Here is a 17,681-nt window from a genome sequence, read left to right as displayed (position 1 = left end):
GCTGATAGCCTTTAAGGTTATCAGCGGCACCGTTTGTCGCATCGAGTCAGCACCGTCTCACGGCCTGAAACCTGATGGTGACGTTTCCCACCCAGTTTCTGTGTTTCAATCGCGTTTTGTCCCTCTTTGTTACATTTTGGGAGCATGGCTTATGCTGAGCGCATTTAAACTCGATAACTGCCGTTTAACTCGCCTGGAACTGGATGAAAGCGACGACCTGACTACCTCGTTATGGGTGGATTTGGTCGAGCCGGATGCAGAAGAGCGAGAATGCGTGCAGAGTCAGCTGGGACAAAGCCTGGCGACCCGACCGGAACTGGAAGACATCGAAGCATCAGCCCGTTTTTTCGAAGATGAGGATGGGCTGCATATTCACTCCTTTTTCTTTTTTGAAGACACGGACGATCACGCCGGTAACTCCACGGTGGCGTTTACCATTCGTGATGGCCGCCTGTATACGTTACGTGAGCGCGAGTTGCCTGCTTTCCGTCTTTACCGCATGCGCGCCCGTGCGCAAACGTTGATCGATGGCAACGCATACGAACTGCTGCTTGATCTGTTTGAAACCAAGATAGAACAGCTGGCGGATGAAATTGAAAATATCTACAGCGACCTGGAATCTCTGAGCCGGGTGATCATGGACGGTCGTCAGGGTGATGAATATGACGACGCGCTGTCGACGCTGGCGGAGCTGGAGGATGTGGGCTGGAAAGTGCGCCTGTGTCTGATGGATACCCAGCGGGCGCTCAACTTTTTGGTGCGTCGGGCCCGCCTGCCAAGTGGTCAATTAGAACAGGCGCGCGAAATTCTGCGAGATATCGAGTCGCTGTTGCCGCATAACGAATCGCTGTTTCAGAAGGTCAACTTCCTGATGCAGGCCGCGATGGGGTTTATCAACATCGAACAGAACCGCATCATCAAAATCTTCTCGGTGGTCTCGGTGGTATTCCTGCCGCCAACACTGGTCGCGTCCAGTTATGGGATGAACTTCGAATTCATGCCGGAACTGAAGTGGGCCTACGGCTATCCCGGTGCACTGGTGCTGATGCTGCTGGCTGGTCTGGCTCCTTACCTGTACTTCAAACGCCGTAACTGGCTCTAACGCCTCTCCCCTTTTCTCCCGATAGATGACTCGTTGGCCGCAAGGCTGACGAGTCTCTGCTACGCTTTGATTGATAATTATTGATAACGGACAGATTTAGCACCGATAGATGCCCGTCACTTGGGCTGGCAGGGTAAAATAACCGCTCTTGTTTTGATGCTGTAACAGGTACTGTGCATGGAGAAGTTTTCCGCATCGACACAATGGTTCATGCTGCTGGCAGTATCGTTGGTGTTGGGATTGGGTTTACAGTTTTATCATGTTCCGGCGGCACTGTTGCTCGGGCCGATGCTGGTCGGTGTGGTCATGGGCCTGAACGGTGCGGCCATTCGTATCCCCCGTACCTTCTTTTATGCCAGTAATGCCGTGCTGGGCTGTCTGGTCGCGCAAAGTCTTTCCCTGTCTATCCTGACGCCGCTGATGAAAGAGTGGCCGTTGGTGGTCTTCATTCTGTTATCGACACTGATTGCCAGCGGCTTGTCCGGTTGGCTGTTGATGCGTTACAGCGAACTGCCGGGAACGACCGGCACCTGGGGCGCATCACCGGGTGGTGCATCAGCCATGGTGGCGATGGCGAGTGACTTTGGCGCGGATGTTCGTCTGGTGGCGTTCATGCAGTACCTGCGGGTATTGATGGTGACCGCGTCGGCGGCGTTTGTGGCGCGAGCCAGTCTCGGGCCGGGTGCCGAAGCCAATAATGCGTTACTGGTTTGGTTCCCCACGCTGGACTGGCGTTTCCCCGGTACGCTGGCGATGGCGTTTAGTTGTGCCTGGGTGGGCCGATTGTTGCGTATTCCTTCCGGCCAACTGTTGGTGCCTATGATCGTCGGGTCACTATTACATTCTTCCGGCATCATGACATTGCAAACACCGGAATGGTTACTGGCGGTGGCTTATGCCTTGATTGGCTGGAGTGTTGGGCTGTCATTTACCCGGCCAGTGTTTTTGCTGGCGCTGCGTACCCTGCCAAAAATGATGCTTTCGATTATCACGCTCATGTTGCTGTGTGGTGGGATGGCGCTGATGCTGATGCATCTGCTATCGGTGGATATGCTGACCGCCTATCTGGCAACCAGCCCCGGCGGGCTGGATTCTATCGCCATTATTGCCGCTGGCAGCCGGGTGGATATCGCGTTTGTGATGGCGCTGCAGACGATGCGCCTGTTCACTACCCTGATTTTCAGCCCGATCTTATCGCGTTACATCTCGCGTCACGCGGAGGCTGGTGCGGCGTAGCCGCCGCTGCGTATAGAGCGCATCGAGCGTAAACACGCCGAGTGCCAGCCAGATGAACGCAAAGGTGACCAGCCTGTCTGGTGTGATGGTTTCACCGTAGACCAGTATCGCCAGCAGGAAGGTCAGCGTCGGTGCCAGATACTGAAAAAAGCCCAGTGTAGACAACCGCAGGCGTACGGCAGCGGCGGTAAATAGCAGCAGCGGCACCGTAGTCACCACGCCTGACGCCATCAACAGCAGATTGAGCGATAACGGGTTTTGACTGAATTGGCTGGTGGGTGAATCGGCCAGCCATTCCAGATAAACCAGTGCCGCAGGCAACAGCCACAGCGTTTCAAACAGCATCCCGGTCTGGCCGTCGATGGCGATCTTTTTACGCAATAAGCCGTAAACGCCGAAGCTGAAGGCCAGGGTGAGTGCAATCACTGGCAGTGAGCCGAGCACCCACAACTGTACCAGTACCCCACACACCGCCAGCAGCATCGCCAGCCATTGTGTCGGACGAAAACGTTCGCCAAGAAATAGCATTCCCAGTAGCACGCTGACCAATGGGTTGATGAAATAGCCCAAACTCGCTTCCAGCATGTGGTTATGGTTGACCGCCCAGATATACGTCAGCCAGTTACAGGCGACCAGTATGGCGGTGATCGCCAGCAGCAATAGCTGACGCGGCTGACGGCAGGCATTACGCACCGCACCCCAGTTACGGCACAGGGTCAGCAGCAACAGCATGAAAAAGAATGACCAGATAATCCGGTGGCCCAGAATTTCATTAGCCGGTACTTGCCTGAGTTGTTTGAAATAAATGGGGGCAATCCCCCAGAGGATATAGGCACCAAGGGCGAACAGAACCCCCTGGCGGTGTTGTGGCATGCTCATTGATAAGAAACCAGTCACCCGCGAATGAAAAATCCAGTGTACCGGAGCACAACGCGGGTGTCTTGTTACCGTGCGCTGATAAGTCCTCTGCCACGGTGCGTGTTAGCCCACGATGTAGGTGGCGATGGCACTGGCGATATGCGAGTGTTTTTCATTGTGCAGCTCGGCCCGCGCGACGGCGATTTTGTTTCCGCCACGTAGCAAATGGCTGGTCAGGGTAAAGTGTTCGCCGCGACCAGGCCGCAGGTAATCCACCCGCAGGTCGATGGTTCCCATGCGTGAGAGCCGATGTTGTAATTCCTGTTCGCTCAGGGTGTCATGGCGCAATAACGCGCTGCCCACACACACCAGCCCTGCAGCCACATCCAGACCGGCGGCGATCACGCCACCGTGCAGGATCTGCTGCAACGCGTTACCCACCAGCTTGTTCTGATGGTTAAAACGCAGTGTCACCGAGTCCGGTGAAAAGGCGTCCAGCGTGAGGCCCAGTTCCTGATTGAACGGCATCTGATAGATAAAAATATCGCTGACACGCTGACGTATCCTATCCTGAGTGAGCGGTGTAGTAGGCATGTGAGAGTCCTTAATAACGATAACGCCGGTAGGGTGGTTAATTTTTATGTTTTTATTGGTTAATGAGTTGTTATTTTAGGCGGCGTTATGGTTTCTTGCTACTGGTGGTAGTGATAAGAACAGGATAACTGCGTAAACCGGATGCGCTGTGTACACTATCCGCCGCGACTTCAGTTCGCTATTTGGGCCACTTATCTATCACGATCCTTTGGGAGATGACGTACATGTATAAATCAGGCGGGGTAGCGGTTGCGCTGATGCTGGCGGCGACGGCGCAGGCGCAAGGGGCTCACGTTCAGGAAATTCATGATGCACCAGCCGTACCGGGCAGTATTATCGCTGGTCTGCTGCAACAGCATGATACGCCGTTTATTCTCTACCCGTATGAAAGCAACTACCTGCTTTATACCTACACCAGCGATATCAATAAGCAGGCGATTGAGAGTTACAGCTGGGCTGATCACGCCCGCAAAGATGAAGTGAACTTTCAGATAAGCCTGGGTTTTCCGCTGTGGCGTGGCATCGCCGGTGATAACTCACTGTTGGGCGCATCCTATACCCAGCGTTCCTGGTGGCAGATGTCCAATAAAAGTGAGTCTTCTCCGTTTCGTGAAACCAACTACGAACCGCAATTGTTTCTTGGCTGGGCGACCGATTATCGCTTTGCCGGCTGGACGCTGCGCGATGTGGAATGGGGATTTAATCATCAGTCGAATGGGCGTGCCGACCCGACCTCGCGGAGCTGGAACCGGGTCTATGCTCGCCTGATGGCGCAAAATGGCAACTGGCAGGTTGATGTGAAACCCTGGATTCGCTTGCACGACAGTGAAGATGATAACCCGGACATCACCCGCTACATGGGCCATTACCGGGTGCGTGTCGGCTACCGCTGGGGCGATAGCGTTTTTAGTGCTGAAGGGCGTTATAACTGGAACAGCGGTTACGGCAGCGGCGAGATAGGCTGGAGTTATCCGATCACCGACCATGTGCGTTTTTATACCAAGGTATTCAGTGGTTACGGCGAGTCGCTGATCGATTACAACCACCGCCAGACCCGCTACGGCATTGGTGTGACGCTCAATGACATGTTGTAGTTATTGCGCTCTGCTTGCGGGTATTGCTGCGGGCCGTTACAGAAAACCCGGCAACAAACGTTGCAGTTTTAGCAGGTGGCGCTGAAAATAGCGGCGGTTTGTTTTTCCCGGCTTGTTTTCCAGCCTGTGTTTTTCCCAAAGCAGTGACTAACTTTTTTCAGGGCAGTGAGTAACGGTGAAGGCGTGTCTACGGCAGACGTATTGAATGCGGACGTATTGAGTAAAGAAATGCTGGCGATGCAGGTACTGCGCGAAACCTTCGGCTACCAGCAATTCCGGCCGGGCCAGCAGGACATTATCAATGCCGCCATCAACGGGCGCGATTGCCTGGTGATCATGCCGACCGGCGGGGGGAAGTCCCTGTGTTATCAGATCCCGGCGCTGGTGCTGGATGGGCTGACGCTGGTGGTATCGCCGTTGATTTCCCTGATGAAAGATCAGGTCGATCAATTGCAGGCTTACGGCGTGGCGGCGGCGTGCCTCAATTCGACCCAGAGTCGTGAACAGCAGCAGGCGGTGTTTAACGCCTGTCGTTGTGGTGAGCTGAAGCTGTTGTACATTGCGCCGGAACGCCTCTCGACCGACGGTTTTCTGGACCAACTGGTGCACTGGAATACGTCACTTATCGCCATTGACGAAGCGCACTGTATTTCCCAGTGGGGGCATGACTTCCGCCCCGAATACCGCGCACTGGGGCAGATTAAGCAGCAGTGCCCCACTCTGCCGATTGTGGCGCTGACCGCGACTGCTGACGACACCACCCGTCAGGATATTGCGCGGTTGCTGGATTTACGCGATCCGCTGGTCAATATCAGCAGTTTTGACCGCCCCAATATCCGTTACACGCTGGTGGAAAAATTCAAACCGCTCGACCAACTGTGGCTGTTTATACATGGGCAGCGCGGTAAGAGCGGCATCGTGTATTGCAACAGTCGTGCGAAAGTCGAAGACCTGTGCGCCCGGTTGCAAAACCGTGGGCTGAGTGTTGGAGCCTATCACGCCGGGCTGGAGAACGAGCGCCGCGCACAAGTGCAGGAGGCGTTTTTGCGCGACGACCTGCAGGTGGTGGTGGCGACCGTTGCATTCGGGATGGGGATCAATAAACCGAACGTCCGTTTTGTGGTGCATTTCGATATCCCACGTAATATCGAGTCCTATTATCAGGAAACCGGCCGAGCGGGGCGCGATGGGTTGCCCGCCGAAGCGGCGCTGTTTTATGACCCGGCGGATATGGCCTGGTTGCGTCGTTGTCTGGAAGAGAAACCGGCGGGGATGCAACTGGATATTGAACGGCACAAGCTGAATGCGATGGGCGCGTTTGCCGAAGCGCAAACCTGCCGTCGTCTGGTGCTGCTCAATTACTTTGGCGAAAACCGCCAGCAGCCGTGCGGCAACTGCGATATTTGCCTTGATCCGCCACGGCGTTATGACGGACTGGTGGACGCGCAGAAAGCCTTGTCCTGTGTTTACCGCGTGGGGCAACGCTTTGGGATTGGCTACATCGCTGAAGTGCTGCGTGGTGCCAATAATCAGCGCATCCGCGAATTCGGTCACGACAAGTTGCCGGTGTATGGCCTGGGTAAGGACAAAACCCAGGAGCAGTGGGTCAGTATTTTGCGTCAGTTGATTCATCTGGGTTTGCTGGCGCAAAACATTGCCCATCATTCCGCACTGCAACTGACCGAGTCTGCGCGGCCGGTACTGCGCGGCGAAGTGCCGTTGCAACTGGCGGTGCCGCGTGTTGCCAGCTTGAGTAAACCGCGTGCCAGTCAGAAGAGCTACGGCGGCAATTACGACCGCAAGCTGTTTGCCAAGCTGCGTAAATTGCGTAAATCCATTGCGGATGAAGACAATATTCCGCCATACGTGGTGTTTAGTGATGCCACGCTGTTGGAAATGGCTGAACTGTTGCCGGTGACCGCCAGTGAGTTGCTGGCGGTCAATGGCGTCGGTCAGCGGAAACTGGAGCGATTTGGCGCCCCCTTTATGACGTTGATTCGAGATCATCTCGATAGCGGCGACGACTGATATGTGTCGGTTTTGCCTGTCGGCAGCGTTATTTGCCGGGGGCATCGCCTTTTTCTGCATCTGAACGTTTTCTGTCTCTGAAAAAAGGATTGCTCATGTTGATGTTGTTTCTCACGGTGGCGTTGGTGCATTTGATTGCACTGATGAGCCCAGGGCCGGATTTCTTTTTTGTTTCCCAGACGGCGATGAGTCGTTCTCGTCGCGAAGCGCTGATGGGCGTGCTGGGGATTACGCTGGGCGTACTGGTGTGGGCCGCTATCGCCTTGCTGGGGTTGCACCTGTTACTGGAGCGCATGGCGTGGCTGCACCGCATTGTCACCGTCGGCGGCGGTGTGTATCTGTGCTGGATGGGCTGGCAACTGCTGCGCTCGGCGTTGCGTCAGCGTGCTCATCCGGAGGATGGCACCGTCGAGGTGGTATTGCCGCAGCGGGGTAAGACCTTTATGCGCGGGCTGTTAACCAACTTGTCTAACCCTAAAGCACTGATTTATTTCGGTAGTGTGTTTTCGCTGTTTGTCGGTGATGATGTGGGGGCGGCGGCACGCTGGGGGCTGTTCACGCTCATTTCACTGGAAACCTTGTTGTGGTTTAGCGTGGTAGCACTGGTGTTTGCCTTGCCAGTCATGCGTCGTGGTTATCAGCGGCTGGCGAAATGGGTGGATGGTCTGGCGGGCGCGCTGTTTACCGGCTTTGGCATCCATCTGATTATGTCGCGTTGATACGAACTTACGGGGCGAAACTCGCCGCGGCATGCGCGGCGAGTCGGGTAATACCGGATTCAGGCTTTACGCGCTGTAGCCAGCAGCGCGCCGACCAGAATGAACAGTGAGCCAAAGGTGCGGTTGAGCTGCTTGAGCTGGCGCGGGCCTTTCAGCCACCGTGCGATGCGCCGCGCCAGTGTGGCATAACCAATCATCACGACCACATCCACGACCACGGTGGTGACGCCCAGCACCAGATACTGCATCGCCTGGGGCTGGTGCGGAATAATAAACTGGGGGAACAGTGCTGCCAGAAACACGATGCTTTTCGGGTTGGTCAGGTTGACCAGGATCGCCCGTTTAAACAGTCGGCGGCGCGGCATACTGTTTGCCAGCGTCTGCAAATCCAGCGACCCGGCGCTACGCCATTGTTGAATACCCAGCCAGATCAGGTAAGCGGCACCGAGCCATTTCAGGGCATCAAATGCCAGTACCGACTGCGATAACAGCGCCCCAAGACCAATCCCCACCAGCACGATGTGAATAGTCAGACCCAGTTGCAGCCCGGCGATAGAGGCAACCGCACCCCGGTAGCCGTGGCTGATGCTGGTGCTCATGGTGTTGATAGCGCCGGAACCGGGCGACAGACTTAAAATAAGCGTGGTGAGAAGGTAGGTTAGCCACCAGTCTTGGGTCATGGGTGAATGCTCCCTGATTGCGTTTTTTTATGCCACAATACGCTAACGCCTGTCTTTGTGCTACCGCTCACAAAAATCAAACTGCTCGGCATGATTGACCTCGGGAGAGCCTGATGAATCCGTATCCGGAATGCCTGCTGACCAGAGAGTGGCAGTACGCCGCATTTGTTACTGGTCCCTTGCTGGATTTCTGGCGACAGCGTCAGGAGGGTATGTTCATCGGGGTGGATGACGTGCCTGTACGTTTCGTGCGTTTTACCTCATCGTTGCATCGCCATTTGGTGGTGGTATTGCCCGGCCGTACCGACAGCTATGTAAAATACGCCGAGGTGGCCTATGACCTGTTCCTGTGCGGCTATGACGTTCTGATGATGGACCACCGTGGTCAGGGGCGTTCCGGTCGGTTGCTAAGAGACGGCCATCGTGGGCATGTTAACCGCTTTAGCGATTATGTGGACGACGTAGCGACGCTGTGGCAGCAACAGGTCGCGCCGGGTGAGTATACCCGGCGGTTTGCGCTGGCCCATTCGATGGGGGGCGCGATTCTGGCGCAGTTCCTGACGCGTCAGCCACAGGCGTTTGATGCGGTGGCGTTGTGCGCGCCGATGTGCGGCATCCTGTTGCCGATGCCACGCTGGCTTGCCTGGCGCATTCTGGAGTGGGCTGAACGTCGACCGGGGATCAGGGATTACTATGCGATTGGCACCAGTCCGTGGCGGCCGTTGCCGTTTATGACTAACGAGCTAACGCACAGCCGTGAGCGCTATCGCCGTCATGTCCGTTTTTATGCCGATGACCCGGATTTACGCATCGGCGGCCCGACCTATCATTGGGTACGGGAAGCGTTACTGGTAGAAGAACAGTTACTGCAACAAGCACCCGCCATCACCACACCGTTACTGCTGTTGCAGGCGCAAGAGGAGCAGGTGGTGGATAACCGCAGCCAGGATGCCTTTTGTCAGGCGCTGGCGGCAGCCGGTCACCCGTGTGTGGGAGGCCGTCCTTACGTCGTTCGCGGTGCCCGTCACGACATTCTGTCGGAAAAGGATGCGATGCGGGCCGATGCCTTCGGGCAGATTTTGCAACATTTCAGCGATTATGATTAATACGTCTGTGCGGCCCGGCCGCCCGGCACCAGCGGAGGTTGAATTCCAACGTATGTACCCGATTGTTGCTTCCGATCTGGATGGCACACTACTGTCACCCGATCACACCCTGTCACCCTATGCCAGGGAAACCCTGCGTCTGATGACGGAACAGGGGATTCATTTTGTGTTTGCCACCGGTCGCCACCATATGGATGTGGCGCAGCTTCGCGATAATCTGGCGATTAGCGCTTACATGATTACGTCGAATGGCGCTCGGGTGCATAACACCGACGGTGAGCTGATTTTCAGCCATAATCTGGACCGCGACATCGCCCAGGAGCTGTATGGCATGGTGTATCACCACTCGGAAATCATGACCCATGTTTATCGCGATGATGAGTGGTTTCTGTGCCGCTCTCGTCCTGAGGAAGAGCGCTTTTTTACCGAGACGGTGTTCCGCTACAAACTGTTCGACCCGGATACACTGGGTACGGACGGTGTCGGCAAGGTGTTCTTCACCTGTGAGGATCACGACAAACTGCTGCCGCTGGAAGAAGCGCTTAACGCTCGCTGGGGCGATCGGGTGAATGTCAGTTTCTCCACCCTGAGCTGTCTGGAAGTGATGGCGGGCGGCGTTTCCAAAGGCCATGCGCTGGAACAGGTCGCTAAAATTCTCGGTCACACCATCAAGGACTGTATCGCCTTCGGCGATGGCATGAATGATTATGAAATGCTGTCGATGGCGGGCAAGGGCTGCATCATGAACAATGCCCACCAGCGACTGAAAGACATGCTGCCGGATAACGAAGTGATCGGCACCAACATCGAACAGGCGGTGCCTCGGTATCTGCGTCGTCTTTATCTCGGTGATGGAGCCTGAGTCACCGGTTGCTCGTTATGCAAGAACGCGACGGCCTTGTCCGGGAAGTCGGTGAACAGGCCATCGACATCGGCTTGCCGGTAAAGCAGGGCGTAGAGTGCGTTGACGTCGCTTGCGTATTTCGGCAGCCGGTCGGCGCGCACAGTATAAGGATGTACCACCATGCCGCTGGCGTGCGCCTCTTTGACCAGCGGGCTGATGGCGACCTTGCCCGTGTCACCGCTTAGCAACATGTGATAGTCGGGACCAACGCCATCGGCATAACGGGCGATTTTTTGCATGGCACCCGGCTTGAGCATCCAGTCGTAGTTATAGTTGACCCAGCGCCCGTCCGGTTGTTGCTGTTGGGTTTCCTGCCAGCGCGTTTCGGCGATCAGTTGCACCAGCTTCAGGTTCATCCCCAGCGCGGGCTCCAGTTCCGTTTTGATGCGCTGTAGCTCGTTGGCGTCAAAGCATTGCAGATAAACCCGATCGCTTTTTTGGGTGTAGCCGTACTGCTTCAGCACCTCCAGTACTGCGCGTGAAATATCCTTTCCTTCCTGACGGTGAAACCACGGTGCTTTGATCTCTGGATAAATCCCGATGTTTTTGCCGGTCGAGTGGTTCAGCCCCTGAATAAACTCGATTTCGTCCTGAAAGGTGTGAACACGAAAATCCGATTTACCCATTGGGAAACGGTTGGGGTAGCTCTGCACCGGTTTGCCGTCTTTCAGGTCAAACCCTTCGGTGAATTTAAGCGAGCGGATTTCTGCCAGCGTAAAATCGATGGCGTAGTAGCGGCCGTCGGCGCGAGCCCGGTCGGGGAAGCGGCTGGCTACGTCGGTCACCCGGTCAAGGTAGTGATCGTGCAACACCACCAGCGCATTATCTTTGGTCATCACCAGATCCTGCTCCAGATAGTCCGCACCCTGTGCATACGCCATCGCTTTGGCGGGCAAGGTGTGTTCCGGCAGGTAACCGCTGGCCCCCCGGTGAGCAATCACGATTTTATCGCCGGTTTGCGCCAGTGCACCGAGGGATATCGCCAGTGCGACACCGGCCAATAACGGTTTGAACAGAGGAATCATGTCAGCGTCCTTTTTCAGTGGAAGAAAGATAAGCTGTGTGTGTTGCTGCGTTTCACATGAGCAGGTTGTTTCATATGAATGCGTGTTGATAACCCCCCGCCGGGCCCGTTCGACCCGGCGGGGAGAAGGCTCATGGTTTCACCGTCAATGAGGTTTCAGTGAGTAAACCATGGCGTGATGACAGAATCAGGCGCGTTTCGCCAGTTCTGCTTTGTGTTTGGTCTCGTTGATCATAGTCAGCACCAGCAGCAGTACCGCCAGCACACTACCGCCGATCATGACCAGGAAGCCGCCGTTCCAGCCAAAGAAATCGACGGTGTAGCCGACGATGGCGCTGGCAGCGACCGAACCGCCCAGATAACCGAACAGGCCGGTGAAGCCCGCGGCGGTACCGGCGGCTTTCTTCGGTGCCAGTTCCAGCGCGTGCAGGCCAATCAGCATCACCGGGCCGTAAATCAGGAAGCCGATGACGATCATGCAGATCATATCCACGTTGGGGTTGCCGGCCGGGTTCAGCCAGTACACCACGGTGGCGATGGTCACCAGTGTCATGAAGAACACCCCGGTCGCGCCACGGTTACCCTTGAACACTTTGTCGGACATCCAGCCGCACAACAAGGTGCCTGGAATACCGGCGTATTCGTACAGGAAGTAAGCGATGGACGATTTATCCAGTGCGAAGTGCTTTACTTCTTTAAGGTAGGTTGGCGACCAGTCGAGAATGCCGTAACGCAGCAGGTAGACGAACACGTTGGCGAAAGCGATGTACCACAACAGTTTGTTGGGGAACACATACTGCATGAAGATTTCTTTCGCGGTCAGCTCCTGTTCATCTTTCTCGCTGTAATCTACCGGGTAATCGTTTTTGTATTCTTCGATCGGCGGCAGACCGCAGGATTGCGGGGTGTCACGCATCATGGCGAAAGCGAACAGCGCGACCAGAATGGCGGCGAAGGCCGGCATATAGAGTGCGGCTTTCCAGTCGTTGAACCAGGCCATCCCCAGCAGGAACAGTAACGGCGGGATGCCGCCACCCACGTTATGGGCGCAGTTCCAGATAGACACGATGCCGCCACGCTCTTTCTGTGACCACCAGTGCACCATAGTACGGCCACACGGCGGCCAGCCCATGCCCTGGAACCAGCCACAGACGAACAACAGCACAAACATCACCATGATGCTGGATGTCGCCCACGGCACGAAGCCCATAAACAGCATGACCGCGGCAGCCAGAATCAGACCGGCAGGCAGAAAGACTCGCGGATTGGAGCGGTCTGATACCGACCCCATAATAAATTTGGAAAACCCGTAGGCGATGGAGATACCGGACAGGGCAAACCCGAGATCACCTTTGGAAAAACCCTGTTCGACCAGATAGGGCATCGCCAGCGCGAAGTTCTTTCTGACCAGATAGTAGGCGGCGTAGCCAAAAAAGATCCCCAGAAAAATCTGCCAGCGTAACCGGCGGTAGAGCGGGTCTACCTGATGTTCCGCCACGCGCGGGCGATGTGCCGCAGGCTTGAAAATACTCAGCATAAATAAACGATCCCCGATAGTTATTTTCTATAACGCTCGTCAGCGTAGCGAATGCGCGCCATCGTCAATGTGAGTCAGTACGAAATTGTTACACTTTTATGACGGAGGGCGCTATTTTGAGCTTTAAGTAACACAAATGAAATAATGATTTTCCATTTTTGGGTGATTTGAATCACATATCTGCGGTTGTCTCCGGGTTTTATTTTCGTTTTTTGAGTGTTTTTGTTCTTTATCAATCATTGTGGCGTTGATTTATGTCCCACTACAGACAGGCATGATCCGGACTGAGGTAAAACGGCAATGGCAAACAACGGTTTGCAGCGAGAAACGGATGTAGTGATTATCGGCGGCGGTGCCACGGGGGCGGGAACAGCCCGCGACTGCGCGTTGCGCGGGTTGCGCTGTCTGTTGCTGGAACGGCATGACATCGCCACTGGTGCCACTGGACGCAATCATGGATTGCTGCACAGCGGTGCGCGCTATGCGGTTACCGATGCGGAGTCTGCTCGTGAATGTATTGAGGAAAACCAGATTCTGCGGCGCATCGCCCGTCACTGTATTGAGCCGACCGATGGGCTGTTTCTGACCTTGCCGCAGGATGATATCGACTATCAAACCCGGTTTATCGCCGCTTGTCAGCGCGCAGGTATTCGGGCGCAGGCCATCGACCCGCAGGAAGCTTTGCGGCTGGAGCCCGCTGCGAATCCGGCATTGATCGGTGCTGTGCGCGTGCCGGACGGTACGGTTGACCCCTTCCGGTTAACCGCCGCCAATATGATCGATGCCTGTGAACACGGTGCGGAAGTGCTGACCTACCACGAGGTCATTGGGTTACTCCGTCAGGGCGATCGTGTCGTTGGCGTGCGCGTTTTCGACCATAAACGTCAGGTGGCCAGTGAAATTTATGCACAAGTGGTGGTGAATGCGGGCGGCATTTGGGGGCAACGTATCGCCGAATATGCCGACCTGAATGTGCGTATGTTCCCCGCCAAAGGCGCGTTGCTGATTTTGGGGCACCGCATCAATAACCGGGTGATTAATCGCTGCCGTCCACCGGCTGACGCCGACATTCTGGTACCCGGTGACACTATCTCGCTGATTGGTACCACCTCGACCCGCATCGACTACGACCAGATTGACCACATGACGGTGACGCCAGAGGAAGTGGATACGCTGATTCGCGAAGGCAGCATGCTGGCACCGCAACTGGCACAGACCCGTATTTTACGTGCTTACGCCGGGGTGCGACCACTGGTGGCGAGTGATAACGACCCCTCCGGGCGCAGCGTCAGCCGCGGCATCGTGTTGCTCGACCATGCCAGCCGTGACGGGCTGGAAGGCTTTGTGACCATCACTGGCGGCAAGCTGATGACCTACCGGCTGATGGCGGAATGGGTAACCAACAAAGTCTGCGAAAAACTCGGCCACCGCGCCGAATGTACGACGGCGTCTCGCCCGTTGCCGGGGTCGGAAACCACGGAACCTGACAAACCGCAGGCCACCTCGTCGCTTTCAGCACCGCTGCGTGGTTCGGCGATTTACCGCCACGGGCATCGTGCCGCGCCGCTGGTCTCCGGTCATCGGGTGGATAGCAGTCTGGTGTGCGAATGTGAAGCGGTGACGGCAGGCGAGGTGCGTTACGCGGTTGAGTCGCTACAGGTGAACAACCTGACTGACCTGCGCCGACGTACCCGCGTCGGCATGGGAACATGTCAGGGGGAGTTGTGTGCCTGCCGCGCCGCTGGCCTGTTGTGCCGACTGGGGCAATCCACGCCGCAACAGGCGGTGTCGCAATTGAGCCAGTTCCTTAACGAGCGCTGGAAGGGCATGCGGCCCATCGCCTGGGGAAACACGTTGCGGGAAAGCGAATTTACCAGTTGGATTTATCAGGGCTTGTGCGGACTGACCGAACGCCCGGAGCAGGAGAACGACGATGCATTATGACGTGGTGATCATTGGCGGTGGGCTGGCGGGGTTAACCTGTGGCATTCGCCTGCAAGAGCAGGGCAAGCGCTGTGCTGTGATCAGTGTCGGGCAGAGTGCGTTGACCTTCGCCTCCGGCGCACTGGATCTGCTGGCGACATTGCCAGACGGCACTGCGGTCGGGCAGCCGCTGACCGCGCTGGATGAACTGGCCGCGCAGGCACCCTACCACCCTTATACCCTGATGGGCAAAGCACGAGTCAGCCAGCTGGCCGCGGATGCCGAAGCCTTGCTGGCACGCTGTGGTTTGTGGTTGCGCGGCGATAGTGGCGGCAACCATCAGCGCCTGACCCCGTTGGGCAAATGGCACCCCTGCTGGTTAAGCCCGTCAGATAGCGTTACGCGTGGCTTGTCGGGGTCACCCGCGTGGCGGCAGCCGTTGGTTGCTGGCATTGAAGGGTTTATGGATTTTCAGTCCCGACTGGTTGCCGGAGAATTGCAGGCACAGGGGATTGCGGCACGCGCCGATGATTTGCGCTTACCGCTGCTGGATGCGCAGCGGCAGAACGCCAGTGAGTTCCGTTCACTGGCTATCGCTCGTGTGCTGGATACTCCGGCCGGTATCGCGGCGCTGGCGGAAGAGCTGATGACGCGGGCGAGCGGCAATGATGCCGTTATATTGCCTGCCTGTCTTGGGCTGGAAGCTCAGGGGCAATTGAATGCTGCATTGGGTAAACCGGTCGGACTGCTGACAACGTTACCCCCTTCGTTGCCGGGCATGCGCTTGCATCAGGCGCTACTGGGGCGTTTTCGCCAGACCGGCGGAACGCTGATGCCGGGAGATAAAGTGTTGTCAGCGCAAGTGCGCGAAGCGGGAGTCGCTTTGTATACCCGCAGCCACGGCGAAGTGCCGCTGCGTGCCGAGCACGTGGTACTGGCAAGCGGGAGTTTTTTCAGCAACGGTCTGGTGGCGGAACGCGATCGGGTGGTGGAGCCGGTGTTTGGCCTGGATGTCGATTTCCTGCCGACCCACGAGGACTGGAGTCAGTCCAACCTGTTTGCTGCTCAGCCTTATCTGCAATTTGGGGTCATCGCGGACGAGCAGTTACACCCGGCTATCGACGGCCACACCCAACACCGTTTGTATGCGATTGGCTCGGTATTGCGGGGGTATGACCCGTTACGGCAGGGGTGTGGCGGCGGGGTTTCACTGCTGAGCGCGCTATACGCTGCCGAGATGATCACAAGGGAGAACCGATGATGAGCCGGTCTGACACCAGTTTTGAGAATTGCATCAAATGTACCGTTTGTACTACTGCCTGCCCGGTCGCACGCGTCAATCCGTTCTACCCCGGGCCAAAACAGGCAGGGCCAGATGGTGAGCGGTTACGGCGTAAAGACCCGGCATTATTTGACGAGGCGTTGAAGTACTGCACCAACTGCAAACGCTGCGAGGTGGCGTGCCCATCGGATGTCAAAATTGGCGACATCATCCAGCGTGCCAAAGCCAGCCATAGCCAGCATCGTCCGACGTTGCGTGACGCCATCCTCAGCCACACGGATTTGATGGGGTCTGTCGCGACGCCGTTTGCGCCACTGGTGAATACGCTGACCGGGCTGAAACCCATGCGTCAGTTGCTGGATAAAGCGCTGAAAATTGACCATCGCCGCCAGTTGCCGCGCTATTCCCACGGTACTTTCCGCAGTTGGTACCGCCAGCAGGCGGCACAGCAGTTGCAGTTTGCCGAACAAGTGGCTTATTTCCACGGGTGCTACGTTAACTACAATCATCCACAACTGGGCCGTGACCTGATCCGTGTGTTTAACGCGATGGGCGTCGGAGTTCAGTTGCTCACCAAAGAGAAGTGCTGCGGTGTGGCGCTTATCGCCAACCGTTTTCTCGATAAAGCCCGCAAGCAAGCGAACTTCAATCTGGCTTCGCTGGATGAGGCTATCAACAATCGCGGTCTGCCGGTTATTGCAACATCGTCCAGTTGTACCTTTACGCTACGCGATGAATACCCCCACCTGTTGGGGGTGGACAACCATCACGTGCGTGATGGCATAGAGCTGGCGACTCGCCACCTTTATCGCTTGCTGGATCAAGGTCGAACATTGCCGTTGCAACCGTTGCCGCTGCGGGTGGTGTATCACACCCCCTGTCATCTGGAACGAATGGGGTGGACAGCGTATACCCTGGAATTACTGCGACGCATTCCGGGGCTGGAGTTGCAGGTACTGGATTCTCAGTGCTGCGGTATCGCCGGAACTTACGGTTTTAAAAAGGAAAACTATGACACCGCGCAGGGGATTGGCGCGCCGTTGTTCCGACAGATCGAAGCCAGTGGTGCTGATCTGGTGATTACCGATTGTGAGACCTGCAAATGGCAGATTGAAATGTCGACCAGTAAAGCCTGCGAACACCCCTTCAGCTTGCTGGCCAGAGCGCTGCCCGCGTAAAGCACGGCTCACGTAAAGTACTGCCCGCGCAAAGCGCTCATGTCGAACCTCGCCTTCCCGGTTATTGGCTCCGGGAGGGCACTCCGCGCTATTTCCCTTCTTTTTTCAATGGTTAAACATCAACCACTTGATTCTGAAAAATAAATTTTTGGGATACTGGCAGGAATAACCAGCACGTCAGCCGGAACAGGCTGCCCGGCGAACATTTTCTTTAAATTGAACAAAAAATCGCTTTACAGATGCAAATGATAATGATTATTATTGCCATGCGTTCCGGGAAAGCCTAATGAATCCATCTCTGTGACTCATCGCGGTTTTGCTGTGAAGGCACGACATTGCTCACATTGCTTCCAGTATTACTTAGCCAGCTCGGGTGCTGGCTTTTTTTTATTCTGGATTTTTTGGAATCTGATTTC

Annotated in this window: 15 protein-coding genes; 10 read left to right on the top strand and 5 right to left on the bottom strand. The window is 56.1% G+C overall.

Translation table 11 applies throughout. From position 1 onward, the window contains the following. Positions 1-151 precede the first annotated feature (151 nt). Positions 152-1,102 carry a magnesium/cobalt transporter CorA gene (gene corA / locus FAZ14_RS16675; protein ID WP_016942892.1) on the top strand — a complete coding sequence of 317 codons (951 nt, stop codon included), beginning with the start codon at positions 152-154 and terminating at the stop codon, positions 1,100-1,102. Positions 1,103-1,279: 177 nt separating this feature from the next. Continuing rightward, on the top strand, positions 1,280-2,338 hold the full coding sequence (locus tag FAZ14_RS16670; protein ID WP_016942893.1) for an AbrB family transcriptional regulator: 1,059 nt from the start codon (positions 1,280-1,282) through the stop codon (positions 2,336-2,338). On the opposite strand, the gene rarD is transcribed toward FAZ14_RS16670, so the two are convergent. Next, a complete protein-coding gene (gene rarD / locus FAZ14_RS16665; protein ID WP_016942894.1) occupies positions 2,294-3,217 on the bottom strand; it encodes an EamA family transporter RarD in 924 nt (307 codons plus the stop codon). The genes FAZ14_RS16670 and rarD overlap by 45 nt on opposite strands. Positions 3,218-3,319: 102 nt before the next feature. Then, on the bottom strand, positions 3,320-3,790 hold the full coding sequence (locus FAZ14_RS16660; RefSeq protein WP_023640956.1) for a thioesterase family protein: 471 nt from the start codon (positions 3,788-3,790) through the stop codon (positions 3,320-3,322). A gap of 224 nt (positions 3,791-4,014) precedes the next feature. Here FAZ14_RS16660 and pldA point away from each other — a divergent pair, with 224 nt between their 5' ends. The 3 genes from pldA to rhtC all read left to right on the top strand — a co-directional run bounded on the left by pldA (position 4,015) and on the right by rhtC (position 7,631). Continuing rightward, positions 4,015-4,884 (top strand): phospholipase A, encoded by an 870-nt coding sequence (gene pldA / locus FAZ14_RS16655; RefSeq protein WP_029456522.1) that lies wholly within the window; start codon positions 4,015-4,017, stop codon positions 4,882-4,884. Positions 4,885-5,067: 183 nt separating this feature from the next. Continuing rightward, the gene (recQ, locus tag FAZ14_RS16650; RefSeq protein ID WP_038925455.1) at positions 5,068-6,912 is read left to right on the top strand and encodes an ATP-dependent DNA helicase RecQ; all 1,845 of its coding nucleotides are present in this window, start codon (positions 5,068-5,070) and stop codon (positions 6,910-6,912) included. Between the two features lie 95 nt (positions 6,913-7,007). Continuing rightward, positions 7,008-7,631: a threonine export protein RhtC gene (gene rhtC / locus FAZ14_RS16645; RefSeq protein ID WP_153508896.1), complete on the top strand. Its 624-nt coding sequence runs from the start codon at positions 7,008-7,010 to the stop codon at positions 7,629-7,631. 59 nt (positions 7,632-7,690) lie between these two features. On the opposite strand, the gene rhtB is transcribed toward rhtC, so the two are convergent. Beyond that, positions 7,691-8,311 (bottom strand): homoserine/homoserine lactone efflux protein, encoded by a 621-nt coding sequence (gene rhtB / locus FAZ14_RS16640; RefSeq protein ID WP_038905907.1) that lies wholly within the window; start codon positions 8,309-8,311, stop codon positions 7,691-7,693. Positions 8,312-8,424: 113 nt separating this feature from the next. Here rhtB and pldB point away from each other — a divergent pair, with 113 nt between their 5' ends. Beyond that, positions 8,425-9,417, top strand: coding sequence for a lysophospholipase L2 (pldB, locus tag FAZ14_RS16635; protein ID WP_153508895.1), 993 nt, complete (start codon positions 8,425-8,427; stop codon positions 9,415-9,417). A 52-nt stretch (positions 9,418-9,469) separates the two neighbouring features. After that, positions 9,470-10,279: a sugar/pyridoxal phosphate phosphatase YigL gene (yigL, locus tag FAZ14_RS16630; RefSeq protein WP_153508920.1), complete on the top strand. Its 810-nt coding sequence runs from the start codon at positions 9,470-9,472 to the stop codon at positions 10,277-10,279. Here the strand turns inward: yigL and glpQ are convergent. After that, the gene (glpQ, locus tag FAZ14_RS16625) at positions 10,258-11,346 is read right to left on the bottom strand and encodes a glycerophosphodiester phosphodiesterase (RefSeq protein ID WP_038925404.1); all 1,089 of its coding nucleotides are present in this window, start codon (positions 11,344-11,346) and stop codon (positions 10,258-10,260) included. The two genes, yigL and glpQ, sit on opposite strands and share 22 nt — an antisense overlap. A 186-nt stretch (positions 11,347-11,532) precedes the next feature. Further along, the gene (gene glpT / locus FAZ14_RS16620; protein WP_038909231.1) at positions 11,533-12,882 is read right to left on the bottom strand and encodes a glycerol-3-phosphate transporter; all 1,350 of its coding nucleotides are present in this window, start codon (positions 12,880-12,882) and stop codon (positions 11,533-11,535) included. A 300-nt stretch (positions 12,883-13,182) separates the two neighbouring features. On the opposite strand from glpT, the gene glpA reads away from it, so the two are divergent. From glpA to glpC, 3 genes are read left to right on the top strand one after another with little or no spacing between them, the layout of a single operon-like run. Then, positions 13,183-14,826, top strand: coding sequence for an anaerobic glycerol-3-phosphate dehydrogenase subunit A (gene glpA / locus FAZ14_RS16615; RefSeq protein ID WP_153508894.1), 1,644 nt, complete (start codon positions 13,183-13,185; stop codon positions 14,824-14,826). Further along, positions 14,816-16,066 (top strand): glycerol-3-phosphate dehydrogenase subunit GlpB, encoded by a 1,251-nt coding sequence (gene glpB / locus FAZ14_RS16610; protein WP_153508893.1) that lies wholly within the window; start codon positions 14,816-14,818, stop codon positions 16,064-16,066. The genes glpA and glpB overlap by 11 nt, the downstream gene beginning before the upstream one ends. Further along, entirely contained in the window at positions 16,063-17,265 is a 1,203-nt protein-coding gene (glpC, locus tag FAZ14_RS16605) for an anaerobic glycerol-3-phosphate dehydrogenase subunit GlpC (RefSeq protein ID WP_016942906.1), read from the top strand. The genes glpB and glpC overlap by 4 nt, the downstream gene beginning before the upstream one ends. The last annotated feature ends 416 nt before the right edge of the window (positions 17,266-17,681 follow it).

It is taken from the genome of Dickeya oryzae, from assembly GCF_009372235.1.
Taxonomy (GTDB): Bacteria; Pseudomonadota; Gammaproteobacteria; order Enterobacterales; family Enterobacteriaceae; genus Dickeya; species Dickeya oryzae.
Note: the sequence above shows the minus strand (reverse complement) of the source record. Positions and strands in the feature narration are given on the sequence as shown.